We start from the raw sequence: 24,372 nt of genomic DNA, 5'->3' as shown, positions 1-24,372 counted from the left end.
AACGCAAAAGCCCGCTCTCCCAAAGAGAGCGGGCTTTGTCGTGTCCTAGGCCATCTTGGAATAGAAACTGCCGATGATCGGCGCAACAATCGGGGTCGGCACAATCTTGCCCAGTGCATTCATTACCTTGGAGAGCGGGCCGGGGACCACGCGCCGCTGGTTGCGGGCCATGGCCTCGAGGGTTTCTTCGGAGCAGGACTCGTAGGTGGTCCACAAGAAGTCCGGGACGACCTTATCCACGATGGACTGCTCCTCCTCGGGGATAACAGCATCGCGCACCGGGCCAGGAGCCAGCAGAGTGCAGGTCACCCCCGAGCCCTTGAGCTCATAGTGCAGGGCCTCAGTAAAGGCATTGACACCTGCCTTGGTGAAAACATAGGTGGCGTTGTTCGGAATGGAGACGTTGCCCGCAGCCGAGCCCACGTTACAAATAGCGCCGCTGCGCCGCGGCAGCATCTGCTCCAGTGCGGCACGGGTCAGACGGTGAACGGCCTTGCCGTTGAGATCGAACTGCCGGGTTTCATAATCCCAGTCCTGATCCATGAACTTGCCAAAGCTGGCGATGCCCGCCGAGTTAACGATGATGGAGATTTCCTTGCCCGCCATGAATTCGATAACGCGGTCAACGTCCGCCGCCTCGGAGAGATCCGCAGCCAGCGCAATGGCATCAACCTCGTGACGGGAGCGTAGGTCCGCAGCGATGGATTCGAGGACCTCTTCACGGCGAGCAACGAGAATGACGTTGTAGCCGCGAGCGGCCAGATCTTTGGCCATCGCAGCGCCAATGCCCTGGCTGGCACCAGTTAGCAGCGCATACGACGAGCGGGTAGGGGCGGGCAGCCCAGGGGAGTGAGCCATGAAACGGCGTCCTTTCTCTGAGGGGTGGGAAGTCTCCACCCAGCGTAGAGCACTCAGGGTCTAAACCAGGGTAAACACTGATGTCTCCTCGGCCCCAACTCTGGATAATAGAAAGCGAAAGGAGACATCATGACCAACCAACGTTTAACTCGTTCCACTACTGACACGATGCTCGGCGGCGTCTGCGGCGGCATCGCACAGACCTACAACCTCGATCCGACCCTGGTGCGCATTCTCTTCGTTGTTGCGACTCTGCTGGGCTTCTCAGGAATCCTGCTCTATCTCATCCTCTGGGTTGTTATCCCGGTGGAGTAGCTACTGCAGCGGGCCTAAAGCCATAAACCTCTTCCACGTTTCCCACTCCTCCTGCAGACGCGGCAAGGCGCTGGGCGGGGTGGCGGAGGCGTCGACAAGCACGGCGTCCTGCATACGTACGCCGTTGTCGAAGAAGAGTGCTGCGTGCCCGGAGGCGCCGTAGCGGAGCACCGGAACCAGATTGAGACCGTCGAAGGACAGCGGGGCGTTGGGGCGCACATCCAGCCCCGCGATTGCCGCGAGCGTGGGCGCTAGGTCGAGAGGGGAGACGAGCTCTGCGCAGACCCCAGACTCCGCTACGCCGGGCCATAGGAGGGACATCGCGGACTTCTCGCCCTGTAGGGAGCAGACCGCCACGACGCCCTCCAGGTCACCCAGCAGCTGGGGTTTTGGCTGCTCGAGGAGGCGAAAGGCCGGTGAGGACGCGGGGAGGGCATCTTCTCGGACCTCGAAGCCGGCGGCCGCGAAAATCTCCGTGATGCGGGTGGTGGCGCCGCGCTGCGGGTACTGTCCGGTGAGCACCCCGCGGCGCGATTCCGCATAGCTTGGCGACGGCACCCAGGCGTTACTGAAACGCAGTCCGCGCAGCGCGGATTCCGGGGCGTAGTCAAAAGTGGCGAGAGTAATGTCCATAGGAGTGTGCCCAAAAGGTGCCTAAAGGCCACTTTTTGACGTTATGGCAAATCTCAAAAAGTGGCTCTGAACTGCGTGCCCCCAGCAGGATTCGAACCCGCGACACATGGGGTAGAAACCCACTGCTCTAATCCACTGAGCTATGGAGGCGTACCGAGCCATCATAACGCACCGGAGAGCGAAGTCAGACTATCGGGCTACTGCTGGCGTTGATTCGGTGCTGGTGCTGAGGAGGGTGGAGACCAACGTGCGCGCTGCCGGGCTCAATGCACGGTCCGTACGGTGGATGAGAAGCGCCTGCATAGTAGGCAGCGTTTCCGCAACGCGGCGGAAATGAACGCCGCTTTGGCCCAAGGCCTGCGCGGTGTGCGGCATGAGGCTGATGCCATAGTCGCCGGCAACGAGCGGCAAGCCTGTTTGCAGCGTGGAAATTTCCTGGACACCCATAGGTTTGCTGAGCGGGGCCGCGGCCCATACCTGGTCCAACACTTCGGGCAGGCTGCTGAGCTCCGGACAGCGCGGCGGCAGGAGCCACGTTTCGGCGGCAAGATCGGAGAGCTGGACGGGGTCGGGTAGGTCCGCCAGGCGTTGGGGGAGTGCGACGCGCAGGTCCATCTCGGCGGCGCAGTCAATGGTGAGCTGTGTGCCGTAGTCTTGGCGGAACCGCTGTGGGTTGGTGGTGAGGATGATGCCGATCTCCACGGAGCCATCCAGGACCTGCTTGAGCGTGGAGGTAGGTTCTAAGTCCTTTAAGGAAACACTTACCTCTGGCGCGCGTTGCCGCATGCGGCGCAGAACCGCCGGCATATACAGCCAATTGAACTCGGGCGCGGAGCACAGTGTGACTGACCCGGCACTGCCCGACGCAATCTCGGCTAGGCGCACGGCAGCGGTGTTGAGGAGGGAATCGATCGAGGTCGCGACACCATAGAGGTAATCCCCAGCCTCCGTTGTTTGGACTCCGCCGCGCCCGCGGGAGAGCAGCTTCACGTTGAGATCTTTTTCGAGTTTGCGCACGGTAAGGCTCAGGGAAGGTTGCGTGAGCTGCAGCGATTCCGCGGCCTGCGTAAACGAACCGTGGTCCACGACGGTTCGAAAGTGATGAAGCTGGCGTGAGTCCATAAGTGAAGACTACCCGAAAGCTGAGAGTTGTCTACCTTTTAGGTAAGAGAACATGTGTGGCGGTAGACTGCCCACCATGCACACTGAGAAGGAAAACACCAGCTCACAGTACTCGCCTGGGCTGGCGCACTCGGCGTCGGGAGCGCGGCCCTCCCGTTTGTTGAATCTTTCTTTCGTCGTCTTCGCCGGTCTCGTGGGCGGGATCATTTCCCTGTTCTTCCTTGCAGATTCGCTCGCCGCCCTCGGTATCCCCGACCCGGGGCGCATGACGACCTTTGGTCTGCCCTTCTTCCGTGCCGTCGCTTGGATGCTGATGGCGCTGTCCATTGGCTCATTCATGTCCAGCGCGTTCTTGATCTACCCGGCCGTGCCTGATAAGGACAACGAGCGTTTGATCAAGGCGCGTCTCACCGTCGACGGGCACATCGCTGCGCGGACCGGTGCCTGGGCCGCTGTGGGGGCCGCGGTGGTGTCCTTGCTCGAGGTTCCCCTTGTTATGTCGGATCTCACCGGTACCCCGTTGCGGCAGGTCCTTAACCCGGAGCTGATGGGCATGGCGGTGGGCCAGATTGCGGCGTCGCAAGTCTGGCTCCTCACCGCGGGGATCGCAGCGATCGTCGCCGTGGCGGGGTTTGTTGCGCGCACGTGGGCGGGACAGGTCGGTACGTTCTTCTTGTCGCTGTTGCTCACCGTGCCCCTCGGGATGGAGGGGCACTCGGCCTCTGGCGGCGACCATGACTACGGCACGAACTCACTGCTCTTGCACCTGTTCTTCATCATGCTGTGGGTCGGTGGGCTCATGGGCCTCATTGCGCATGGCCGCCGCCTAGGGCCTGACATGGGCGTGGCGGTTCGCCGCTATTCTACGGTTGCGCTGCTGTCCATCTTGGGGTTGGCGGCGACCGGTGTGGTCAACGCGCTCATCCGCGTTGAGTTAGGGGATTTATTCACCACTCGCTATGGCTTGCTGGTGTTGAGCAAAGCGGTGCTCACGGTGGTGCTCGCGGCCATAGGCTTTGTGCATCGCCGAGTCACCATCCCGCAGCTGAAGAGTGCCCCGCGCCTGTTTATTCGGGTGGCCGTGGTGGAGGTCTTCATCATGGCGGCCACAGTCGGCGTGGCCATCTCGATGGGCCGTACACCGCCCCCGCCGCCGCGGGATCCGAACCTCAACGCCATGCAGATTCTGGTGGGCTACGAGCTTTTCGACGCCCCGACAGCCACCAACGTGTGGACCATGTTCCGCTTCGACCTCATGTTTGGCTCGCTCGGACTCGTGCTAGCCGGCTTCTACTTGTACGCGCTCTGGCGTCTGAAGCGGCGTGGGCTGACGTGGTCGGCGGGGCGTACGACCTGGTTCCTGGTGGGCTCGTTGGGCATGACCATCATCATGAGCAACGGTATTGGCCTGTACATGCCGGCGCTGTACTCCATGCACATGCTCGTGCACATGATTTTGTCCATGGCGATTCCGCTCTGCCTCGTGTTGGGTGCCCCAGTGACCTTGGTTATGGAGGCGTTTGAACCGGGTGAGCCGGGCAAGCCCACGCTTCACGACGCCGCTGTCGCCCTCACCAAATCCACCACGCTGCGCGTCCTGACGCATCCGGCGGTCAATGTCCTGCAGTTTCTGGCCATTCTCTACGTGCTCTACCTCTTTCCGAGCTTCTACGAGGTTGCCATTTCGGAACATGCCGGGCACGTCATCATGAACTGGGTCTTCCTGATTTCCGGCTACATCTACTACTGGGAGGTTATTGGCCCGGATCCGTTGCCGTGGCGCGCGCCCACTGGCGTTCGCCTACTGATCCTGTTTGTGTCGATGCCTCTGCACCTGTTCGCCGGTGTCTACCTCATGCAGATGCAGGTTATTCTGGGCTTGGATTTCTATGAATCCTTGAACCTGCCGTGGAACCCGGATTTTGTCACGGATCAGCGGACCGGCGGTGGCATTTCGTGGGGCTTTGGCCAGTTCCCGCTGGTGATCGTGTTTGGTTCACTATTCCTGGATTGGCTGCGAGAGGATCGCGCCACTGCTCGCCGCCACGATGCTAAGGCGGATGTTGACGGCGATGCCGACTTGGCAAGCTACAACGCCATGCTCAAGCAGATGAACGAAGGCGACGATTCCAGCTTCCGCCAGCACTAGGGGCGCCAGCACTAGAGAGCTGGCGCGTCCAGGGTGATGGAAAAGGGTCTTTGAACTGTGCGAATGGATATTTTGTTGATTCTTTCAACGAGTTATCCACAGGTTGGCGGTGACGCCATTGCGGGTGCGGTGATCGGTGGCGATGATGCGAGGTAAGGGAGGCGTATTGCTTCCTCGCACTCAAGAAGATCACCAACCACACATGGCAAAGGAATCACGCAATGTCTCAATACCCAATCTCACTCACTGGGCGTCTGACCCATGACCCGCACCTGACCAAGATTAGCGACACCATGTACAAAGCCCGCCTGCGCTTTGCCTCCTCCCGCAGCGTTCCGGAAAAGGATGAAGAAGGCAAGACGGTGTGGCGAGAGCTGGACCTCAACTATATCGACGGCGAGGTGTGGGGCCAGTGTGCCATCAACGTCAAGAAGTCCCTGTTTAAGGGCATGCCGGTCTTTGTGATGGGCTCCATCGTCACGGATCGATGGGAGGATCAGCACGGAGCGAAGCGCTCCAGGACCTATATCAAGATTGCGCACGTGGGGCTCGACCTCAACCGCTTCTGCATTACCTCCACCAAAATTGGCACCTCCTACGGTGAGGAGGGCAGTGAAGCCCTCTGGCTGGGGGAGAATCCACCGGTGCCGGACGTAGATTACACGGCGCCACCCAGCACCACGGAGAATGAAGCAATGCCGGCTGCCCTGCAGTCGGGAGATACTCCGCAGGACACCGCGGCGGACCGTCAGCAAGCGCAGTCCGCGGCCGAGTCACACGTCGAACCGGAACCTGAGGACGCGATGGTCTAAGGACAGAGGACCACCGCCGCCCATGTGATGTAGTCTTTGTACTGTTATTTACCAATCCTGACAGAAGCAAAGGGTGAAACATGGGCGAATTCATCTACACGATGAAAAACGTGCGTAAGGCCATCGGTGACAAGGTTATTTTGGATAACGTCACCATGGCTTTCTACCCGGGCGCCAAGATTGGCGTCGTGGGCCCCAACGGTGCAGGTAAGTCCTCGATCCTGAAGATCATGGCCGGCCTTGATCAGCCTTCCAACGGTGAGGCTTTCCTGGATCCGGGCAAGACGGTCGGCATCCTCCTCCAGGAGCCACCGCTCAATGAGGAGAAGACGGTCCGCGAAAACGTCGAAGAGGGCCTCGGGGAGATCTTCCAGAAGAAGCAGCGCTTCGAGGAGATCGCGGAAGAGATGGCCACCAATTACTCCGACGAGCTCATGGAGGAAATGGGCAAGCTGCAGGAGGAGCTCGACGCCGCCGATGCCTGGGAGGTTGATTCCAAGATCGAGCAGGCTATGGAAGCACTGCGCTGCCCGCCGTCCGATGCCCCGGTAACCAACCTCTCCGGTGGTGAGCGCCGCCGCGTCGCGCTGGCCAAGCTGCTGCTGAGTGAGCCCGACCTGCTGCTGCTCGACGAGCCCACGAACCACCTGGACGCTGAGTCTGTCCAGTGGCTGGAGAAGCACCTCGAGTCTTACCCGGGTGCGGTCCTGGCCGTGACCCACGACCGTTACTTCCTCGACCACGTCGCGGGCTGGATCTGTGAGGTTGACCGCGGCAAGCTCTACCCCTACGAGGGCAACTACTCCACCTACCTGGAGAAGAAGGCTGAGCGTCTGGAAATTGCCGGCGCCAAGGACAAGAAGCTGCAGAAGCGCCTCAAGGACGAGCTCGCATGGGTTCGCTCCGGTGCGAAGGCCCGCCAGGCCAAGAACAAGGCCCGTCTCCAGCGCTACGAGGAGATGGCTGCGGAAGCCGAGAAGTACAAGAAGCTGGACTTTGAGGAGATCCAGATTCCGACCCCGCCGCGCCTGGGCAACAAGGTGGTAGAGGTCAAGAACCTGACCAAGGGCTTCGATGATCGTGTGCTCATCAAGGACTTGTCCTTCACCCTGCCGCGCAACGGCATTGTCGGCGTGATCGGCCCGAACGGTGTTGGTAAGTCCACGCTGTTCAAGACCATCGTGGGTCTGGAGCAGCCGGATTCCGGCAGCGTGGACGTTGGCGAGACCGTCAAGCTGTCCTATGTTGATCAGGGCCGCGAGAACATCGATCCCGAGGCCACCGTGTGGGAGGTAGTCTCCGACGGGCTGGATTACATTCACGTCGGCCAGAACGAAATGCCGTCCCGCGCTTACCTCTCCGCTTTCGGTTTCAAGGGTGCCGATCAGCAGAAGCCTTCCAAGGTTCTCTCCGGCGGTGAGCGCAACCGCTTGAACCTGGCCCTGACCCTTAAAGAGGGCGGCAACCTGATCCTCCTCGATGAGCCGACGAACGACTTGGACGTGGAAACCCTGGGCTCGCTGGAAAACGCCCTGGAGAAGTTCCCCGGCTGTGCCGTGGTTATTTCTCACGACCGCTGGTTCCTCGACCGCACCTGTACTCACATCCTGGCCTGGGAGGGCAACGTGGCAGAAGGTCAGTGGTTCTGGTTCGAGGGCAACTTCGGTGACTACGAGAAGAACAAGGTTGAGCGCCTCGGTGAGGAAGCTGCCCGCCCGTCTCGCGTTACCCACCGCAAGCTCAGCCGTTAGGGCGAACTGGCCCTAACACTCAGAGGAAGAACTCCGAAAGGAACCTGGAATGTCCGCTCAAAAGGTTGTGTCGGAAAAGACCACGGACAATGTCCATGCGCTCACCGTAGGTGTGCGCTGGTCGGACTTCGACATGTACGGCCACATGATGAACTCCAATTTCATCGAGCTGGCGCAGGAGGCGCGCTTGGCTTTTGCCATGCACAACTTCTACGCCCGCGGTGTCAACATGGTGGCATTCGTCCGCCATATCGACGCGGACTATGTCCGCCCCATCAAGTGGGATGGACGCCACGGCACGGTGACGGTGGAAACCACGGTGGTGCGTCTTGGCACCACCTCCTTCACCACCCGCCAAAAGATTAAGGACGCCCAGGGCCAGGTGGCTTGCGTCATCGACTGCGTGCAGGTCGCCATCGACCCGGGTACACAGATGCCGCGCGAGGTTACTGAGGAGGAGCGCAACATCATCCTGGAACACGCCGTCGTCGAGCTGGATGAGCAGCGCGATCATGGAGAGTGAAACTCTCCGAGTGCGCAGCGGTGGGGGAGGGCTGCGTGCCCTCCTCGCCCGCGCGACGGGGCTCGATGCCTCAGCCTCGGTGCGTCTGCGCCAGCATGACGCCAACCAGGTCGAGGTCTTTGTCACGACGCCCTTCGAGGTCGTTGTGGCACGGCGGTGCGGAGGCACCGTGGGCCGCGACGGGGCAGTGGTGTCCGCGCAAGCGCTTGCCGACGCCCTCCACACCGCCCCCGACCCTGTCCTTGCGGAGGACGGAGTGGAGCTTTCGCTGGGGCCGGCGCGCGATCCATCGTGGCCAGGCGCGTTGCCGCCGGCGCAGGGATTCCGCGAGATCGATTCCTTGCCGGTCGACGTCGTGCGCGAGCTCGCAGACAAAGGCCGGCAGCTGGCCCGCCAGTTCTCAGGGCCGATGGGCCCGCCAAAAAGCCTGTTGAATCAGACAGTGCTCACCGTGGAGAGCTCGGAGGCGCAGGTGGAGATTCCCATGCGGATGATCTTCGCCTGCACCAGCCTCGGCCTCATTCCGGGGTTTGCCGCATCACTCAAGATCCCCCGTCACTTGCGCGTGTCCGGCAAGGGGCGCTGGGTGCGCCTCGACGCGCCCTATGGCAGCGTCTACCACTCGACGCGCCTGTCACTGTTCTAGAGCAGCACGAATCCCGCCAGTGCGGCGCCGACGGCGACCGTCCACGGCGGGGCCTTGCAGAAGAGGGCTATGCCCGCGCCCACCGCAATGAGCGCCGAGGCCCACCCGCTAACCCCGTGGGTGATGATGGGATCCCAGAGCGCCGCGATGAGCAGGCCGACCACGGCTGCGTTGATGGCTGAGAACGCGCCGCGCAGCCAACCAAGATGATTCCAGCGCGTCCACAAATGCAAAGCCGCGAGCGTGAGTAAGGCGCCCGGCACGAAAATGAGAACGGTCCCTAGGAGCGCTCCGCCGATTCCGCCGTCGACCGCCCCAAGGTAAGACGCGAAGGTAAACAGCGGCCCCGGCACGCCCTGTGCTACCGAGTATCCCGCGAGAAACTCCTGCTGGCTGAGCCAGCCCGCGCCGACGAATTGTTCCTCCAGCAGTGGCAGGACCACGTGCCCGCCGCCAAAGACCAGGGCGCCGGACTGGTAGAAGGCGTTGGCGCGGGTGATGAGGTAGGCGTCGCTAAGCTGTGCCCCCACCGCCAGCCCGCCTAGCAGGAGGAAGAACGCTGCTACACAGCCCCACGCCAGGCGGGCGGGTACCGCGCGCAGGCCACTATCGGCGGCGGGCGCCGAGGTCGTCGGCAGCCATGTTCTCAACACGGTGGCCCCCAGCAGCCCAGCCACGGCGAGGACAGCCAGCTGCCACGCGGACCCGGCGACGAGCAGCACGGCGGCGCTGATGAGCGCAAGCGCCCACGCGGTGGGGGTAAGCAGGAGCTTCTTTGCCATCCCCACGATGGCGTGGACCACCACACCGGCGGCGGCAGCGAGGAGTCCCCCTAAGATGCCCTGGATCCACCCACTGTTGGGCGCAACGAGGAGCCCAAACAAGGCGAGGATGAGCGCGGAGGGGAAGGTGAACAGGAACCATGAATAGATGAGGCCCAGGAGGCCCGCGCGCCCGTAGCCCAGCGCCATCCCGACCTTCGAGCTAGCCGGGCCGGGGAGAAACTGGGACATGGCCACGAGATCTGCATAGGCGGAATCGCTGAGCCACTTCCGGCGGCTGACAAACTCAGCGCGGAAATAACCCAGGTGGGCAGCCGGCCCGCCAAACGCAGTCCACCCGAGGGGGAGGAAGGAGCGCCGTACATCGCCTAGTGTGCTCATGCTCCGCATACTAATTCTTTAAGAATCACCCCGCTCGGTGAACAAGAGCGACGCACGCAGGAGGTGATCTGCGTTACTCTGAAGGGGTCGAATTCAGTTTTCTTCAACAAAAGGAGATGGCTCTCACCATGCGTATTGCTGTACCCAAAGAAATCATGAACAACGAAAACCGCGTCGCCCTTACTCCTAGTGCCGCGGACATCTTGATCAAGGACGGTCACGAGGTCCTGGTGGAAACAGCGGCCGGGGAAGGCGCCTCATTCCCGGACTCCGACTATGAAGCCGTCGGCGCGACCATTGTCCCTTCCGCTGCGGAGGCCTGGGCGGCGGATATGGTGGTCAAGGTCAAGGAGCCTCTCGAATCCGAGTACGGCTACCTGCGCGAAGACCTCCTGCTGTTTACTTACCTGCACCTGGCTGCGGATCGCCCGCTGACGGAAGCGCTCATGAAGGCCGGTACGACGGCCGTGGCCTATGAAACTGTGACCGATTCCCGTGGCACGCTGCCGCTGCTGACACCGATGTCCCAGGTGGCTGGCCGCCTGGCGGTTACTGAGGGCGCGCACCACCTGCTGTCTACTGAGGGCGGGCGCGGATTGCTGGTAGCCGGTGTGCCGGGCACGCGCCCGGCCCGCGTTGTCGTCATCGGTGGTGGCCAGGTGGGAGCTTCGGCGGTGGCGATGGCGCAAGGATTGCGCGCGGAGGTAACCGTGCTGGACCTTGACCCGCACGTGCTGCAGCGCTTCGACGAGCAGTACCATGGAAACGTGCGCACGATTGTCTCGGACCCCGCGGCGCTGGAGTCCGAGCTGCTGGAGGCAGATCTGGTCATTGGCGCAGTTCTGGTTCCGGGCGCGGCGGCCCCGAAGCTGGTGCGCGAAGACGTGGTCCAGCGGATGAAGAAGGGTGCAGTGCTTGTCGACGTCGCCATTGACCAAGGCGGTTGCTTCGAAAACTCCCGCAAGACGTCCCACGACGATCCCACCTTCAAGGTGCACGACACCATCTTCTATTGCGTGGCCAATATGCCCGGCGCGGTGGCGAACACCTCTGCCCGTGCGCTGGGTTCTGCCACTCTGCCCTACATTCGCGCAGTGGCTGCCGACGGCTTCGACGGTGCCGTGGAGCGCTTCTCGGGATTGGCCGATGGGCTTATGACCCGCGGGGGAGAACTGGTCTCCCAGCCGGTGAAGGAGGCCTTCGGGCTTTAAGGGGCGCGGTTGATGAGCATCGCCGCGACTCGCTCCATGTGGTCCCAAATCATGGCGCGGTAGGCGGGCGGGATGGTGTCTTCGTCGATCTGCGCCAGGGAGTTGCCCATGAGTTCGAGCCAGCGATCGTGGGCAGCTATGTCGATGGGGTAGGGCGCATGCCGCATGCGCAGGCGCGGGTGGCCGCGTTGTTCGGAGAAGAGCTGCGGACCTCCCCAATACTGCACGAGGAACCACGTCAAGCGTTGCTGTGCGCCTTCCCAGTCCTGCTGGGGGTACATCGGCCCGATGAGATCGTCTTCGCGCACCTGGGCGTAGAAGCCGCCGACGAGTTTCTCAAAGGTCTCCATTCCGCCGACGGCTTCGTACACGCTCGTTGGTTGCACGTCTAGTCTTCCTTTCGCGTCAGGCCGGGTTCTTCCAGATCAAAGATAGCCATCCCGCGCGGGTAGGGGGTGGTGATCCCCTCTTCGTGCATGGCTGTGAGGATCTTCGCCTGCATCGCGCGCTGCACATCCCATTGCTTGCCTGGCAGCGTCTTGACGGACACGCGGTAGGACATGTGGTCGACCTCCAAGCCGGACATGCCGTTGACCGTCGGCGTGGCCAGGATGTAGTCCTTGATTTCGGGATCGCGGGCGGCGTCCTCTGCTGCGGACGTGATGACGTCGACTGCTCGCGTGGGATCGTTGCTCAGCGCAATCGGGACCTGGACGCGGGCCACGGAGTAGCGGTCGGAATGGTTGGCCACCTGCAAGATTTCGCCGTTGCGGACGTACCATAGCGCGCCATCGATATCGCGGACCGTGGTAATACGTAGGGAAATGGACTCCACGTCGCCGAAGACCCCGTTTCCGAGGTCGATGGTGTCACCGATGCCGTACTGGTCCTCCATGAGCATGAAGATGCCGGAGAGGAAGTCCTTGACCAACGCCTGCGCGCCGAAACCAAGGGCGACACCAACCACACCGGCAGAGGCCACGAGCGGGGCGACGTTGACGCCGAGCTTGTCCAGGATGGCGAGCACGGCCCAGACCCAGACGAAGATGGAGACCGCGGAGCGGCCCACCCCGGCGAGCGTCTGGATGCGGGAGGTGCGCCGAGCCTCCTGTGTTTGCTCGAGGACCTTGTCGGTTGTTCTGTGCGCTTTGCGCGGGGAGAGCGGCGAGCTGAGCTTGCCCTTCTTGATGCTGTTATCAGCCAGCTTGGTGATGAGTCGGCGCAGCAGCCAGCTGCCGATGATGGCGACGATGAGGATGAGCGCGATGCCGATGGGTTTGTCGATGAGCCAGGACTGCATGTTTTCTGTTTGCCACCAGCGGGTGACCGCGTCGACAGCCCCGTCGGTTGGCTCGGAGGAAGCGCTTAGGTATGCGGTTGGTCTGGTCACGTGTGTCCTTTCTGCTATCGCTCACGACTGACGCTTACCGATGGTAGGGAAGAGAACTGAATATAAAAAGCTCGTCTTTCTCCCAACTGAACAGCTTGGTCTAGACTTGTGCCTCATGACTGACAACCGCACCCTTGGCTTTTCCTCCCGTTCCATCCATGCCGGTTACCAGCCGGATCCCTACATGGGATCCATCAACGTACCGATCTACGCTTCCACCACGTTCCAACAGGACGGCCTCGCGCAGCTGCGCGGCGGCTATGAGTATGGCCGCGTGGCCAACCCCACCGTTCACTCCCTCGAGAAGACCCTCGCGGCGCTAGAGAACGCTGAATACGCCCGCTGTTTCGCCACGGGCATGGCGGCCGTCGATACCCTCATTCGCATCCTCGTGCGCCCGGGTGACCACGTGATTCTGGGCAACGATGCCTACGGCGGCATGTATCGCTTGCTGCACCACGACTATGGCCAGTGGGGCATCGAGCTGTCCATCGTCAACACCGCCGATACCGCGGCGGTAGAGGCGGCGCTGCAGGAGAACACCAAGCTGATTTGGCTGGAGACCCCGACCAACCCGGCGACAACAATCACGGATATCGCTGCGGTTACTAAGGCGGTCAAGGCGGCTGGCGACGCCCAGATCGTCGTCGACAACACCTTCGCCACGCCCTACCTGCAGAACCCTTTGGAGCTGGGCGCGGATCACGTCCTGCACTCCACTACGAAGTACCTGGGCGGCCACTCGGATGTGCTGGGCGGCGCGGTCGTGACCAACTCCGCGGAGATGGACGAGCGCCTGCTGTACTTCCAAGGCAACGTCGGTGCGGTGTCCTCGCCTTTCGACGCCTACCTCACCGCCCGCGGTATCAAGACCTTGGAAGTCCGCATGGATCGCCACTGTTCCAATGCGCAGGCCGTGGCTGAGTTCTTGGAATCCCGTCCGGAGGTCAAGCAGGTTCTCTACCCGGGCCTGCCCTCGCACCCGGGCCATGAGCTGGCGAAGAAGCAGATGCGTGGCTTCGGCGGCATGATGTCCGTGCGCTTCCACAGCGAGGAGCATGCCCGCCAGATTTGCCTCAACACTAAGCTCATCTCGCTGGCGGAGTCCCTCGGCGGCGTGGAGTCCCTCATCGAGCACCCACAGAACATGACGCACATCTCCGCGGAGGGCTCCGAGCTCGTGCCGCCGGCAGACCTCGTGCGCATCTCTGTGGGCATCGAGTCCATCGATGACCTGCTCGCGGACTTGGAGCAGGCCCTCGACGCCCTGGATTAAACCGCCGCGTGATTAGAGGGAAGTGAGCAGGGAGCCGGCCGTGCGGTCGGTCTCCTGCAGCATGAGCGGATCCGTGCCGGGCATGGGGGAGATGGTGGTATCCGGCCACTGCGAATAGGTGGGGATGCCCACGATGTGCAGGCGCGGGTCTTCGGCGCCGCCCGGGTTGACCACGCGGCGGTTCCATGTCGTCTCCGGCGAACCGGTGGCCTGGCCGTGGTCGACGAACGCGCGCACGCGCCCGTTGAGCGACACCGCGAGTGGATCGCCGGCACGGCGGACATCGGGGGAGTGCATCCAGGCGTCGATAAGCCAGGTGGAGGAAGCCTCGCCGTGCGCGGTGCACAGCGTGAACTTCTCGCCGATCTCCAGCTGGGGGCGCTGGCCTAGGAAGGTGACGAGGCCGGCGTCGACAAGCGCGAGCAATTGGCGGGTGCGGAAGAGCGGCGGGCCGGAGCCCACCATCTGCCCGAAGGCCATGAACTCCTTGTAGGTGCTGGTGCGGGACTCCCACGTCATCCGGCCTTCTGAACCGGCAATCGAGGAGGGCTTGCGCGCGGCCGAGATGGCCCACAGCGCGGACTTCAGCGGGGAGTCTGCCGCGGCGACGGCCTCCCGGATATCGTGGGCGAGGCCCTCGGCGATGTACTCGGTCAGCTCCGTGCCGTCGAAGTCCGCCAGCGGGTGCGCCCAGTGCGCTAGGTCGAGCGGCTCAGTTGACGCGCCGTCGAGCGCGACGCGTAGCTGGTCCGCCATGCCACGGAGATCCGGGGCGGTGAGCTCCGTGGAATCGATCGTGGTGAGGATATCCTCGAGCGGGCGCTGCAGAGCATCCGGTGCCACCCGCGCTTGGTTCTCGTAGTACTCGGCGTAGGCATCGCGCAGGATGTGCGGCAGTAGTTGCGTGCCGAAGTCCAGCTCGACCTCCGGATCCAGCGCGGCCACCGCGGCGCGGAAGCGGGTCAGCGGGGCCTTCGGCGGCAGCGCGTGGTATTCCGACTTCGGGATATAAGGGTAGCCGCGGCCGGAGGAGACGATGAAGTGCGGCTCCTCACCGCTGGGCTCGTAGCGCAGCCCGGAGCGCGTGGAGGGATCCTCCACAAATTCACCACCGCGGTCGATGGTGAGCAGCGCCATGACATCGAAGAAGCCCATGCCCAGGCCGCGGACCAGGACCTTCTCGCCCGCAGGGACCTCAGACACCGGCTGCTCCACGGGGTTATCCGGGCGCACCCAGTGCAGGCCGGAATCCGCAGCCTCCGCCAGTGCGCGCTCGGATTCGTTCAACGCAGGCACCTGCCAGCCATAGGCCAGGACGGTGGCGTCGGCGGTGACGGTAGTGCCGTCCGAAAGCTTGATGGCGTCCTGCTCACCGTGCTCCTCCACGGACAGCGCGCGGGCGCGGTGCTGGACGACGTCCACGCTCTCCGGCAGCTGAGCCAGCGCAACCTCGAAGACCCACTCCAGGTAGGCGCCGTAGAGCGCGCGGGAGGGGTTGGATTCCGGGCGGGTCTGCGCGAGTTCTTCGGCGAAAGAGTCTGCAAGCCCCTCGCGCGGCGGGTGGGAATCATAAAGCTCCAGCTTGGCGGGGGAGATGGAGGGGCGCTCGCCGCGCAGAAGCTGGATCCACTCATAGAGGATGGGGCCTTCAAGTACCGGCGCGGTGGTCGTGGAGCCGGGCTCGGTAAACAACGTGACCGCGCCGGCCAAGGTGTTCATGCACAGCGTGCGGGTCTGCTCGGTATCCCAAATGCGGCCAGCGCCCAGCGGGGCATCGTCGATGATGTGGAGCCGCAGGGGTGAATGAAGGGGGGTCGCGCGCAGGTGGGCTGCAAGGCGCTCGACCAGCGAGATACCACGCGGGCCGGCCCCGACGATGGCGATGGCGGGCATATAAATCAACCTCAAACTTTTAGACTGTGCTGTCTAGTGGAATAATACCGCTCAGTATGCGTTGTGTTAAATCCAGAGACGCACTGCACACCGACTATCTACTTTCTGAAAGCAATACCGTGAAAACCTTACGCGCACTCGCCGCCACCTTGGCAGCAGCCCTGGCCCTAGCGGGCTGCTCTGCTGCGGACCGGCCGGACGGTGAGGACAACGTCCTTACCTACCTCGAGCCGCAATTCTTCCGCACGCTCTATCCGCCAGCCGCGGGCTTTTATCCCAACGGCGGCGTGGTCAACCAGCTGACCGACCGCCTCCTCTACCAAGACCCCGAAACCCTCGAGCTCTCGCCGTGGATCGCCACGGAGATGCCCGAGGTCAACGAGGATGCCACGGAATACACGTTTAACATTCGCACCGACGTCACTTACTCCGATGGCTCCCCGCTCACCGCCGAGAACGTCGTGGCCAACTTCGATCTTTTCGGTCGTGGCGACAAGTCCCGCACGCTGACCAGCTCCGAGCAGATCGCCAACTATGACCACGGCGAGGTCGTGGACGAGGACACCGTGAAGTTCTACTTCACCCAGCCTTCCCCGGGCTTCCTCCAGGCCACCTCCGCCTATAACGCCGGCCTGCTCTCCGATTCCACCCTGGCTTTGGACAACGAGGGCTTCGGCCCCGGCAACGCGATCAACGTCATCGGCTCTGGGCCCTTCGTGGTGGAATCGGAAGAAATCGGCACGGACCTCAAGCTCAAGACCCGCGAGGACTACGACTGGGCCCCGCCGGCGGTCAAGCACCAGGGCCGCGCGGACATCGACGGCGTCCACTACATCCTCGCCGCCGAAGAGTCCGTGCGCACCGGCGCTATCCTCTCCGGCCAGGCCGATATCGCGCGCCAGATCTCCGCTCCGCAGGAGTCGCTGCTGAAAGAACAAGGCGTTGACATCGTCTCGCGCGGCACGAACTCCATGAACAACCAATTCGCCTTCCGCTTCGATCACCCGTTGCTGCACGATAAGCGCGTGCGCGAGGCCATCATCCACGGCGTGGACCGCGAGGAGATCCTCCGCGTGCTCTTCTCCGAGTCTTACCCGCTCGCCACCTCGACGGTGGCCGAGACTGGCCTGGCCTACAAGGACCAGTCTTCCGCTTATACCTTCGACCCCGAGGAATCCAAGCGCCTCCTCGACGAGGCCGGCTGGGAGCCCGGCCCCGACGGCATCCGCGTCAAGGACGGCCAGCGTCTCGTCCTGCGCACCAACACCGCCTTGCCACAGCCGCGCTCCAAGGAAGTCATGACCATGGTCCAGGACCAGCTGCGCGCCCTGGGCATTGGCATCCAGGTCAACGCCGGCGACCAGGCCACCCAGAACGCCGATGCCAAGGACATCAACAAGGTGCAGATCTACCACTCGATGGTGGGCCGCGCCGACTACGACGTCATCACCTCGCTCTACGGCATCAACAACCGCGATGCCTTCCTCAACCAGGACGCAGAGGGCAATCCCATCGACGAACACCTGCAGGAGCTTCTCGACGCCGTCCTCGACACCCCCGACAAAGAAGGCCGCATCAAGGCCACGGAAGAGGTCCAGGACTACCTCACTGAGCAGGCCTACGTGCTTCCGCTCTTCGAGGAACCTGTGGTCTACGCCGTGCGACCGGGCATCACTGGCTTTAGCCCGGAATCGGTAGCGCGCCCGTGGTTCTACGAGGTCAGCATCGACGCCGCGCCATCGGATGAGGAGGAAAAATAGATGACAACCCGCCAGATCTTCAGCCGCATTGGGCAGGCTCTCCTCGTGCTGCTCATTACTTACACCGTGGCCTTCCTGCTTCTGTCGGCGCTGCCGTCGGATGCCGTGCAGTCGCGATTCGGCGATCCCGCCCTGGGCCTATCCCAGGCGGAGATTGAGGCTATTCGGGAGGAGATGGGCGTCGACAAGCCGCTTGTAGTGCAGTACTTCACCTCCCTGGGCGGCTTCCTCACCGGGCACTTTGGTAACTCCACGCAGTCCGGCGCCCCGGTGGCTACGCTGCTTGCCGACGCCCTTCCCCACACCCTCATCCTGGCCATCAGCGCCATCGGCTTGGCACTCATCGTGGCCGTATTCGTCGCCTTCCTTGCCACGCTGCCCGGTCTCGGCGCCATCGGCTCCTTCTTCCGGGGTCTGCCTTCCTTCATGGTCTCGCTGCCCGGCTTCTGGATCGCGATCCTGCTCATCCAGTTCTTTTCCTTCCAGCTGGGCTGGGTGCGCGTTATCGAACCTGGGTCTGTCGAAGGCCTCATCCTGCCGACCTTGACGCTGTCCGTGCCCATGGCCGCACCGCTCATCCAGGTTCTGATTCGCTCCATTGATGAGACGCAGTCGCGGCCCTTCGTCCAGGCGGTGCGCTCTCGTGGTGCCTCGGAGTCCTGGATCTTCTGGCGCACCGTCCTGCGTAATTCGCTGCTGCCTACCTTGACCATGGCGGGCCTGCTCTTTGGTGAGCTCGTCGGCGGTGCCGTGGTGACCGAAACCGTCTTCGGCCGTACCGGCTTGGGCTACATGGTGGCCCAAGCGGTGGCTAACCGCGATACCCCGGTTCTGCTGGCGGTGGTTCTCATCGCCGCAACTTCCTACATCATCATCAACCTCGTCGTGGATCTGCTCTACCCGGTACTGGATCCCCGCCTGCGCGCCGGTTCCCCGAAACGCCGCGCTGCCGCCACTGAAGAAAGGACGGTGCGCTCATGAGTGTGACGTTCACCAAACCCCTGCGAACCTCGCGCCGCGCTCCCGCGGGGCAGGCCAACCCATGGCTCGCGCCGGGTTCCGTCATCGCCATTATCGTCCTCGCGGTGGCGTTCTTGGCCGCCCTGTTCCCGAGCCTGTTTACCTCGGCTGACCCGTACGCGGGCACCGACGTAGCCCTGTTGGCGCCGGGGGAGTCCGGCCACCTCATGGGCACGGACGCGGTGGGCCGCGACCTGTATGCGCGCATCGTCTACGGTGCCCGCCAGTCGCTGCTTGGCGCGCTGATCGCCGTGGCTGTCGGCTTGGTCGTCGGTACGCTGATCGGTCTTCTCGCCGGCTCCCTGCGAGGAGCGGTGGATAGCGTGCTCATGCGCGTCGTCGACGTGCTGCTGTCCATCCCCGGCATCCTGTTGTCGCTTTCCATCATTATCGTGCTGGGTTTCGGCTCCGTGCAGGCGGCGGTGGCCGTCGGTGCGACCTCGGTGGCGACCTTCGCGCGCCTGGCCCGCTCCCAGGTGATCACCGTGGCCAGCTCGGACTACATCGAGGCCGCGTACGGCGCTGGCGCCACCCACGCCACGGTGCTCTTCCGCCACATCCTTCCCAATTCACTCACCCCTGTTATCGCCCTGGCCACCCTGCAATTCGGCACCGCGATCCTGCAGCTGTCCATCCTCGGCTTCCTGGGCTACGGCGCCCCGCCGCCGACCCCGGAATGGGGCCTCATTATCGCCGAGGGCCGCGACTTCATGGCCACCGCCTGGTGGCTCATCATCCTGCCTGGCATCGCGCTGGTCGCCGTGGTGATGTCCGCTAACCGTCTGTCCCAGAACTTCCCCGTGGAGGCCTAACATGACTGTTATAAAAGATGCAGCTCAGCCCCTGCTCAGCGTGCGGGATCTAAACGTGTCCTATTCCACTGCAGGTGGTGACGTTTCCGCCGTGCAAGGCGTCAACCTCGAGGTTCACCCGGGGCAGATGACCGCCATCGTGGGCGAGTCCGGCTCCGGCAAGACCACCTCCGCCATGGCAGCCATCGGCTTGCTGCCCTCGAATGCCACCATCGATGCCGGAACCATCACCTTCGATGGCCGCGATATCACTTCGCTGCGTCGCCGCGAGTGGCGTGAGCTGCGTGGGCGGCGCATCGGCCTCATCCCGCAGGACCCGAACAACTCCCTCAACCCGGTGCAGACCATCGGCGCCTCGGTGGAGGAGGGGCTGCGCATCCACAAGGTTGGTACTGCGGCCGAGCGCAAGGCTAAGGCGTTGGAGTTGCTGGAGCGCGTCGGCATCGATGACCCTGCGCGCCGCTATCACCAGTACCCGCACGAGCTGTCCGGCGGCATGAAGCAGCGCGTGCTCATCGCCGCCGCCGTGGCGCTGGAGCCCGACCTCATCATCGCCGATGAGCCCACCTCCGCGCTGGATGTCACCGTGCAGAAGATCATCCTCGACCTCCTCGACGACATGCGCGCAGAGCTCGGCATGGGCATCCTCTTCATTACCCACGACCTCGCCGTGGCCGGTGACCGCGCCGACCGCGTCGTGGTCATGGAGTCCGGCCAGCTGCGCGAGGAGGGCCTGGCCGCCACGGTGCTGACGAACCCGCGCCACGACTACACCAAACGCCTGCTTGCCGACGCCCCCTCCCTCACCGTCGCCGACGCCCGCACAGCAACCACCGGCGCTGTTGCGAAGGCTGGCGCAACCGCTGAACGCGCTTCTTCTGTTCCCCACGTCGCGGCGACTGCTCGGGATGCCGGCGAACCACTGGTGCGCGTGGAAGGCCTGACCCAGCGCTTCGGCGACTTCACCGCGGTCGATGACATCTCCTTCACCGTGGCCAAGGGATCCACCCACGCCATCGTGGGCGAGTCCGGCTCCGGCAAGACCACGACTGGGCGCAGCATCGCCATGTTCAACACCCCGACATCGGGCAGCATCACCGTGGGCGGGCGCGACATCGTGGGTCTGCGCGGTAAGGCCTTGCGCGAAGAGCGCAACAACATCCAGCTGGTCTACCAGAACCCCTATGGCTCCCTGGACCCCAAGCAGACGATTGGCCAGACGGTGGCGGAGCCGCTGCGGAATTTGAAGGGGGAGCGTGCAAGCGCGGCCAAGGAAAAGGCCAAGGAGTTCTTGGACCTGGTGGCGCTGAACCCGGACTACTACGACCGCCGTCCGCGCGAGCTCTCCGGCGGTCAGCGCCAGCGCGTGGCGATTGCCCGCGCCATGATTGTAGAGCCGGAGCTGGTCATCCTCGACGAGGCAGTCTCCGCCCTCGACGTCACCGTGCAGGCCCAGATTCTGCGGCTGCTGGCCCGGCTGCAGGAGGAGCTCGGTCTGACCTACATTTTCATCTCGCACGACCTCGCGGTGGTCAACCAAATCTCCGATACCGTATCGGTGCTCTCGAAGGGCCAGCAGGTGGAGTGCGGGCCTACGGCAGAGGTCTTCAGCAACCCGCAGTCACCGTTTACCCGGAAGCTCATCGAGGCCATCCCCGGCTCGCGCTACCGCGCCGGCGACCTCAACCTGGGCCTGTAGCCTGGGCGAAAACGAAAGGATTAATTCATGGCAGACATCATAAACCTGTTGGCGGGTGTTGAGGGAGACGTGGCTCAGCTGCGCGAGCGCCGGCCCGAAGCAAAGGAGAACGCACAAGCCTCCTTCGCCGCGCTCCTCGAGCCTTCAGCGCCCGGCACGTTTAGCTATGCGGAGCGCTACGCTATCGCGACGTTTGTTGCGGGCGTGTATCAGGCGGCTCCTGCCGTCGCCTTTTATTCTGACCTGCTGGCGGAGGAATCGGAGGAGCTCGCCGCCGAGATAGCCCGCGCTGTAGAGCGCGGCATCACCAGCGGCCCGTACATCGATGGCGGCTTCACGCTTTTCGAGGGCTCACCGCGCCTCGCCGCCGCCCTTGACTTCGCCCACCTTCTGGTCTTCCACCCCAAGGACGCCTCCCCGGCTGCGATTGGTCACCTGCAGGCGGCCGGGTGGTCCAACGATGACATCGTGACGCTGGCGCAGCTGGTCAGCTTCCTATCCTTCCAGCTGCGCGTGGTGTACGGCCTCTCCGTGCTTGCCGGTGCCGCGCAGCCCGCGCCCGTGACTGAGGCGCCGCGCCCCACCCAGACCCCGGAGTGGGTGCCGGGGGAGGGGACGTTGGTGCCGGACGTCGCCAAGCCGCAGGGCTTCGTGGCGCACTCGCTGGGCTGGAAGCCCTGGGTGCCGCCGCAGCCGAAGGAGGAGTTCACGGACGCGCAGCGTGATGCGCTGATTAAGCCCGAGCGCATCGACATGGAGTACTTCCGCCTGCTAGCCCGCGACCCAGCAGCGCTCAAGGCGCGCACGCTCACGGACCTGGACATCTTCTACAACACCGACGGCGGCCTCGGCCGCGCCGAGCGTGAGCTGGCCGCCACGGTAGTCTCGCGCCTCAACGGTTGCGAGTACTGCGCGTCGGTGCACCAGCAGCGCGCGAAGGAGGAGGGCGGTGACGCCGCGGCGATTGACCGCCTGCTCGAGGAAGGCGTAGATGCTGACCTGGGCTCGGCGCAGTGGTCTGCCATCCGCGATGCCGCTCTGGCCCTGACCGAGTCTCCCTTTGCGTTCGACGCCTCCCACGTTGAGCGCCTCGAGGCCGTGGGATTCGATACCCTAGCCATCATCGATGTCATCAACTCCACCGCGTTCTTCAACTGGGCCAACCGCCTGATGCTGACGCTGGGGGAGCCGGATGTACCGAAGCGTTTCCGCTAACGAGAAGGAGGAACAACCATGGTGAAAACTGCCGTTGTAACTGGTGCGACGGGTGGAATGGGCGCGGAGATCATCAAGGATCTTGCCCGGGACCACCGCGTGTATGCCCTGGGCCGGCGCGCCGGGGAGCTGCCGGAGGCGGAGAACATCGTGCCGGTGGAAATCGACTTGCTGTCGCTTCTCGACGGCGCAGCGCTCCCCACCGAACTGGCTTCGCTTGAACGCGTCGACGTGCTCGTGCATGCGGCGGCGCGGGCGGATAAGCGCTCTGTGGAAAGCGCTAGGCCAGAGGATTGGCGCGCGCAGATGGACCTCAACGTGCACGTGCCAGCCGAGCTGACCCGCCAGCTTCTGCCCGCGCTGCGTGCGGCGGAAGGGCTTGTGGTGTTCATTAACTCCGGTGCCGGCATTCACTCCTATGGTGACAACGTCATTTACGCCGCCACGAAGCATGCTTTGTACGCGCTTGCCGACGGCTTGCGCCTCGGCGAGCTCGGCATCCGCGTGTCCACCGTCGCGCCGGGCCCGACGGATACCCCGATGCTGCAGGGCCTGCAGGACTACAACCCGGAGCATGTCATCGCCCCAGTCGAGGTGGCGAAGGCTATCCGCGCCACCGTTGATGCCGGCCCTACCACGCAGCTCACTGAGATCCGCGTGCGCCCACGCATTGAGCTAAACCAGCGCAAGTAGGTGGCGCGTTTTCTCTCAAGATGCGAAAAACCCAGCACACGGTACAGTTATGAGGCGTGTCCACCTCTCAACGCCGCCGCCCCGCCTATTTGGTGATCGCGGATTCGCTGCGGAGCAAGATTGAATCCGGCGAACTGAAGCCGGGTGATCGCTTCCCCACGGAGCGGGAATTGGTTCAGGAATACAAGGTGGCGCGCATGACAGTGCGCCACGCCCTGGACATCGTCCAGATCGAGGGACTTATCGACCGCAAGCGTGGGCGCACCGGCGGCACCTTCGTGCGTGCCACCCCGCCGACGCTGAGCCTGACGAGCGGGCGCAGCGCCCTCGACCAGCTGCGTGAGCATGGCCTTGAGGTTGAGGTGCGGGTGCTGTCGTTGGCGTTGATTGAAACTCCGGGCCATCTTGCCTCCGCCTTCGGGATTGAGGAGGGTGATGCCGTGTGGGAGTGCCGTACGGTGCAGATGACTGAAGGATCGCCCATCATGGTCTCCACGCTTCTTATCCCGCAGGCCTTGGCACCGCACCTCACGGAAGAGGAAATGCAGAAGCCGCTGACTGAACTATTGACGGAGCTTGACCTGGCACCCGTATTTAAGCGGGATTCTCTCGTGGCCGCCACCGCGCGCACGGAGGAGCAGAAAGCCCTGGGCGTTGGACGCAACCAACCGGTCTTGCGCATTACGCGAACCGTCAAAGCAGAGGGCGGCCTCGTAGCCGCTCAGCTGGAGGAGACCCTGCGCCCTGATGCGGTCACGGTGGAAGTTGTCGTCGGCGAGGACCCCACGCCGACCCTCGACTAAACACTATGAGTCTGCGACCCTGCGGGGGCAGCCGTCATTAGGTGTGTCCCTTTGGGGAGGCGTTAAAGCACGCCAACTCGTCAGCCATCTTTCGGTTGGCGGGTTTCGTTCTTTAAGGGCTTAACCCTCAGCGGGAAGCGCGTGAATCGTGCTCAAGGATCGCCGATATGCCCGCGTGCCTTGATGTGGTCTGCGGGTGGCAGTGTTGTCGCTGGTGGTTAGCTGTTTCCTTTCTGCCGTTGCTGCGTGTGGTGGCTGTGGGTGTTAGCTGCTGTCGGGTGGTTCCTCTGGTGGTTGTCCTGCTTGTTCGGTGTTGAGTCTGGCGACTGCTTCCTGGTATTCGGGCATCGCGGTTATCGGTGTTCCCCAGGGTGGGATGAACGCCACGCCTGTGTTGAGCCGGTACATGTAGCCGCGCCCGGTGGGTTTTAAAGGGTCATCATCGTTAATACCGTTGTGGTAGGCGCACAGGAAGGTCAGGTTCTTAATGTTGGTGTAGCCGCCTGCTTGCCAGGGGATGAGGTGATGGATTTGGCAGTAATCAGCTGGCTTATTACACCCAGGTCTTGAACAGGTGTGGAATTCGGCGTGCAGGGTAAGGCGTTGGTTGAAGTTTGCTCCGCGTTCT

Annotated in this window: 23 protein-coding genes and 1 tRNA gene; 15 read left to right on the top strand and 9 right to left on the bottom strand. The window is 63.4% G+C overall.

Annotation, left to right across the window (positions count from 1 at the left end; all coding sequences use genetic code 11):
• Window positions 1-45: 45 nt before the first annotated feature.
• The gene (cmrA, locus tag HMPREF2635_RS12165) at window positions 46-858 is read right to left on the bottom strand and encodes a mycolate reductase (protein WP_049155810.1); all 813 of its coding nucleotides are present in this window, start codon (window positions 856-858) and stop codon (window positions 46-48) included.
• A gap of 129 nt (window positions 859-987) precedes the next feature.
• Between cmrA and HMPREF2635_RS12160 the strand changes: the two genes are divergently transcribed.
• Window positions 988-1,173 carry a PspC domain-containing protein gene (locus tag HMPREF2635_RS12160; protein WP_046647333.1) on the top strand — a complete coding sequence of 62 codons (186 nt, stop codon included), beginning with the start codon at window positions 988-990 and terminating at the stop codon, window positions 1,171-1,173.
• Here the strand turns inward: HMPREF2635_RS12160 and HMPREF2635_RS12155 are convergent, their stop codons facing one another.
• The 3 genes from HMPREF2635_RS12155 to HMPREF2635_RS12145 form a co-directional block, all read right to left on the bottom strand.
• Complete coding sequence (locus HMPREF2635_RS12155) at window positions 1,174-1,806, bottom strand: hypothetical protein (protein ID WP_070821840.1); 633 nt, start codon at window positions 1,804-1,806, stop codon at window positions 1,174-1,176.
• A gap of 76 nt (window positions 1,807-1,882) precedes the next feature.
• Window positions 1,883-1,956 (bottom strand) — tRNA-Arg (locus HMPREF2635_RS12150).
• A gap of 39 nt (window positions 1,957-1,995) precedes the next feature.
• The gene (locus tag HMPREF2635_RS12145) at window positions 1,996-2,928 is read right to left on the bottom strand and encodes a LysR family transcriptional regulator (protein ID WP_070679998.1); all 933 of its coding nucleotides are present in this window, start codon (window positions 2,926-2,928) and stop codon (window positions 1,996-1,998) included.
• Window positions 2,929-3,004: 76 nt separating this feature from the next.
• On the opposite strand from HMPREF2635_RS12145, the gene HMPREF2635_RS12140 reads away from it, so the two are divergent.
• The 5 genes from HMPREF2635_RS12140 to HMPREF2635_RS12120 all read left to right on the top strand — a co-directional run bounded on the left by HMPREF2635_RS12140 (window position 3,005) and on the right by HMPREF2635_RS12120 (window position 8,809).
• Complete coding sequence (locus HMPREF2635_RS12140) at window positions 3,005-5,077, top strand: bifunctional copper resistance protein CopD/cytochrome c oxidase assembly protein (protein ID WP_070821839.1); 2,073 nt, start codon at window positions 3,005-3,007, stop codon at window positions 5,075-5,077.
• Window positions 5,078-5,298: 221 nt separating this feature from the next.
• Window positions 5,299-5,889 (top strand): single-stranded DNA-binding protein, encoded by a 591-nt coding sequence (locus HMPREF2635_RS12135; RefSeq protein ID WP_046647328.1) that lies wholly within the window; start codon window positions 5,299-5,301, stop codon window positions 5,887-5,889.
• An 80-nt stretch (window positions 5,890-5,969) separates the two neighbouring features.
• The gene (ettA, locus tag HMPREF2635_RS12130) at window positions 5,970-7,640 is read left to right on the top strand and encodes an energy-dependent translational throttle protein EttA (protein ID WP_070516054.1); all 1,671 of its coding nucleotides are present in this window, start codon (window positions 5,970-5,972) and stop codon (window positions 7,638-7,640) included.
• A 49-nt stretch (window positions 7,641-7,689) separates the two neighbouring features.
• Window positions 7,690-8,163 (top strand): acyl-CoA thioesterase, encoded by a 474-nt coding sequence (locus HMPREF2635_RS12125; protein WP_046647327.1) that lies wholly within the window; start codon window positions 7,690-7,692, stop codon window positions 8,161-8,163.
• Window positions 8,153-8,809, top strand: a complete 657-nt coding sequence (locus HMPREF2635_RS12120; protein ID WP_049155827.1) for a DUF8185 domain-containing protein — start codon at window positions 8,153-8,155, stop codon at window positions 8,807-8,809. The genes HMPREF2635_RS12125 and HMPREF2635_RS12120 overlap by 11 nt, the downstream gene beginning before the upstream one ends.
• On the opposite strand, the gene chrA is transcribed toward HMPREF2635_RS12120, so the two are convergent.
• Window positions 8,806-9,972: a chromate efflux transporter gene (gene chrA, locus HMPREF2635_RS12115; protein ID WP_070512017.1), complete on the bottom strand. Its 1,167-nt coding sequence runs from the start codon at window positions 9,970-9,972 to the stop codon at window positions 8,806-8,808. The two genes, HMPREF2635_RS12120 and chrA, sit on opposite strands and share 4 nt — an antisense overlap.
• Before the next feature lie 128 nt (window positions 9,973-10,100).
• Here chrA and ald point away from each other — a divergent pair, with 128 nt between their 5' ends.
• Window positions 10,101-11,183, top strand: coding sequence for an alanine dehydrogenase (gene ald, locus HMPREF2635_RS12110; protein ID WP_049155868.1), 1,083 nt, complete (start codon window positions 10,101-10,103; stop codon window positions 11,181-11,183).
• On the opposite strand, the gene HMPREF2635_RS12105 is transcribed toward ald, so the two are convergent.
• Both HMPREF2635_RS12105 and HMPREF2635_RS12100 read right to left on the bottom strand, forming a co-directional pair.
• On the bottom strand, window positions 11,180-11,569 hold the full coding sequence (locus HMPREF2635_RS12105; protein WP_046647325.1) for a globin: 390 nt from the start codon (window positions 11,567-11,569) through the stop codon (window positions 11,180-11,182). The genes ald and HMPREF2635_RS12105 overlap by 4 nt on opposite strands.
• Window positions 11,570-11,571: 2 nt before the next feature.
• Window positions 11,572-12,573, bottom strand: coding sequence for a mechanosensitive ion channel family protein (locus HMPREF2635_RS12100; RefSeq protein ID WP_049155834.1), 1,002 nt, complete (start codon window positions 12,571-12,573; stop codon window positions 11,572-11,574).
• 115 nt (window positions 12,574-12,688) lie between these two features.
• On the opposite strand from HMPREF2635_RS12100, the gene HMPREF2635_RS12095 reads away from it, so the two are divergent.
• Window positions 12,689-13,849, top strand: a complete 1,161-nt coding sequence (locus HMPREF2635_RS12095) for a cystathionine gamma-synthase (protein WP_070511962.1) — start codon at window positions 12,689-12,691, stop codon at window positions 13,847-13,849.
• A gap of 12 nt (window positions 13,850-13,861) precedes the next feature.
• Here the strand turns inward: HMPREF2635_RS12095 and HMPREF2635_RS12090 are convergent, their stop codons facing one another.
• The gene (locus HMPREF2635_RS12090; protein WP_070821838.1) at window positions 13,862-15,742 is read right to left on the bottom strand and encodes an FAD/NAD(P)-binding protein; all 1,881 of its coding nucleotides are present in this window, start codon (window positions 15,740-15,742) and stop codon (window positions 13,862-13,864) included.
• A gap of 56 nt (window positions 15,743-15,798) precedes the next feature.
• Between HMPREF2635_RS12090 and HMPREF2635_RS12085 the strand changes: the two genes are divergently transcribed.
• From HMPREF2635_RS12085 to HMPREF2635_RS12055, 7 genes are read left to right on the top strand one after another with little or no spacing between them, the layout of a single operon-like run.
• On the top strand, window positions 15,799-17,502 hold the full coding sequence (locus tag HMPREF2635_RS12085) for a TIGR04028 family ABC transporter substrate-binding protein (protein WP_246824895.1): 1,704 nt from the start codon (window positions 15,799-15,801) through the stop codon (window positions 17,500-17,502).
• Window positions 17,503-18,483, top strand: a complete 981-nt coding sequence (locus HMPREF2635_RS12080; protein ID WP_070511974.1) for an ABC transporter permease — start codon at window positions 17,503-17,505, stop codon at window positions 18,481-18,483.
• Window positions 18,480-19,334, top strand: coding sequence for an ABC transporter permease (locus HMPREF2635_RS12075; RefSeq protein ID WP_046647321.1), 855 nt, complete (start codon window positions 18,480-18,482; stop codon window positions 19,332-19,334). The genes HMPREF2635_RS12080 and HMPREF2635_RS12075 overlap by 4 nt, the downstream gene beginning before the upstream one ends.
• Before the next feature lies 1 nt (window position 19,335).
• A complete protein-coding gene (locus tag HMPREF2635_RS12070) occupies window positions 19,336-21,033 on the top strand; it encodes a dipeptide ABC transporter ATP-binding protein (RefSeq protein ID WP_070546580.1) in 1,698 nt (565 codons plus the stop codon).
• 27 nt (window positions 21,034-21,060) lie between these two features.
• Window positions 21,061-22,248: an alkylhydroperoxidase domain protein gene (locus HMPREF2635_RS12065; RefSeq protein ID WP_070511980.1), complete on the top strand. Its 1,188-nt coding sequence runs from the start codon at window positions 21,061-21,063 to the stop codon at window positions 22,246-22,248.
• Window positions 22,249-22,266: 18 nt separating this feature from the next.
• Complete coding sequence (locus HMPREF2635_RS12060; protein ID WP_070511984.1) at window positions 22,267-22,941, top strand: SDR family oxidoreductase; 675 nt, start codon at window positions 22,267-22,269, stop codon at window positions 22,939-22,941.
• Window positions 22,942-22,997: 56 nt separating this feature from the next.
• Window positions 22,998-23,744 (top strand): GntR family transcriptional regulator, encoded by a 747-nt coding sequence (locus HMPREF2635_RS12055; RefSeq protein WP_070546577.1) that lies wholly within the window; start codon window positions 22,998-23,000, stop codon window positions 23,742-23,744.
• A 264-nt stretch (window positions 23,745-24,008) separates the two neighbouring features.
• Here the strand turns inward: HMPREF2635_RS12055 and HMPREF2635_RS13175 are convergent.
• Window positions 24,009-24,372, bottom strand: a 364-nt coding sequence (locus HMPREF2635_RS13175; protein WP_141761716.1) for an HNH endonuclease signature motif containing protein, incomplete at its 5' end; no start/stop codon positions are given.

This window comes from Corynebacterium sp. HMSC035E02 (assembly GCF_001836065.1).
GTDB lineage: Bacteria > Actinomycetota > Actinomycetes > Mycobacteriales > Mycobacteriaceae > Corynebacterium > Corynebacterium hiratae.
This window is presented reverse-complemented; position numbering and strand designations above follow the sequence as displayed.

What these genes read in the sequence shown, in the direction of transcription:
- cmrA (WP_049155810.1), bottom strand. Translation starts at nt 858, where the DNA reads ATGGCTCACTCCCCTGGGCTGCCCGCCCCTACCCGCTCGTCGTATGCG.
- HMPREF2635_RS12160 (WP_046647333.1), top strand. Translation starts at nt 988, where the DNA reads ATGACCAACCAACGTTTAACTCGTTCCACTACTGACACGATGCTCGGC.
- HMPREF2635_RS12155 (WP_070821840.1), bottom strand. Translation starts at nt 1,806, where the DNA reads ATGGACATTACTCTCGCCACTTTTGACTACGCCCCGGAATCCGCGCTG.
- HMPREF2635_RS12145 (WP_070679998.1), bottom strand. Translation starts at nt 2,928, where the DNA reads ATGGACTCACGCCAGCTTCATCACTTTCGAACCGTCGTGGACCACGGT.
- HMPREF2635_RS12140 (WP_070821839.1), top strand. Translation starts at nt 3,005, where the DNA reads ATGCACACTGAGAAGGAAAACACCAGCTCACAGTACTCGCCTGGGCTG.
- HMPREF2635_RS12135 (WP_046647328.1), top strand. Translation starts at nt 5,299, where the DNA reads ATGTCTCAATACCCAATCTCACTCACTGGGCGTCTGACCCATGACCCG.
- ettA (WP_070516054.1), top strand. Translation starts at nt 5,970, where the DNA reads ATGGGCGAATTCATCTACACGATGAAAAACGTGCGTAAGGCCATCGGT.
- HMPREF2635_RS12125 (WP_046647327.1), top strand. Translation starts at nt 7,690, where the DNA reads ATGTCCGCTCAAAAGGTTGTGTCGGAAAAGACCACGGACAATGTCCAT.
- HMPREF2635_RS12120 (WP_049155827.1), top strand. Translation starts at nt 8,153, where the DNA reads ATGGAGAGTGAAACTCTCCGAGTGCGCAGCGGTGGGGGAGGGCTGCGT.
- chrA (WP_070512017.1), bottom strand. Translation starts at nt 9,972, where the DNA reads ATGAGCACACTAGGCGATGTACGGCGCTCCTTCCTCCCCCTCGGGTGG.
- ald (WP_049155868.1), top strand. Translation starts at nt 10,101, where the DNA reads ATGCGTATTGCTGTACCCAAAGAAATCATGAACAACGAAAACCGCGTC.
- HMPREF2635_RS12095 (WP_070511962.1), top strand. Translation starts at nt 12,689, where the DNA reads ATGACTGACAACCGCACCCTTGGCTTTTCCTCCCGTTCCATCCATGCC.
- HMPREF2635_RS12090 (WP_070821838.1), bottom strand. Translation starts at nt 15,742, where the DNA reads ATGCCCGCCATCGCCATCGTCGGGGCCGGCCCGCGTGGTATCTCGCTG.
- HMPREF2635_RS12085 (WP_246824895.1), top strand. Translation starts at nt 15,799, where the DNA reads ATGCGTTGTGTTAAATCCAGAGACGCACTGCACACCGACTATCTACTT.
- HMPREF2635_RS12080 (WP_070511974.1), top strand. Translation starts at nt 17,503, where the DNA reads ATGACAACCCGCCAGATCTTCAGCCGCATTGGGCAGGCTCTCCTCGTG.
- HMPREF2635_RS12075 (WP_046647321.1), top strand. Translation starts at nt 18,480, where the DNA reads ATGAGTGTGACGTTCACCAAACCCCTGCGAACCTCGCGCCGCGCTCCC.
- HMPREF2635_RS12070 (WP_070546580.1), top strand. Translation starts at nt 19,336, where the DNA reads ATGACTGTTATAAAAGATGCAGCTCAGCCCCTGCTCAGCGTGCGGGAT.
- HMPREF2635_RS12065 (WP_070511980.1), top strand. Translation starts at nt 21,061, where the DNA reads ATGGCAGACATCATAAACCTGTTGGCGGGTGTTGAGGGAGACGTGGCT.
- HMPREF2635_RS12060 (WP_070511984.1), top strand. Translation starts at nt 22,267, where the DNA reads ATGGTGAAAACTGCCGTTGTAACTGGTGCGACGGGTGGAATGGGCGCG.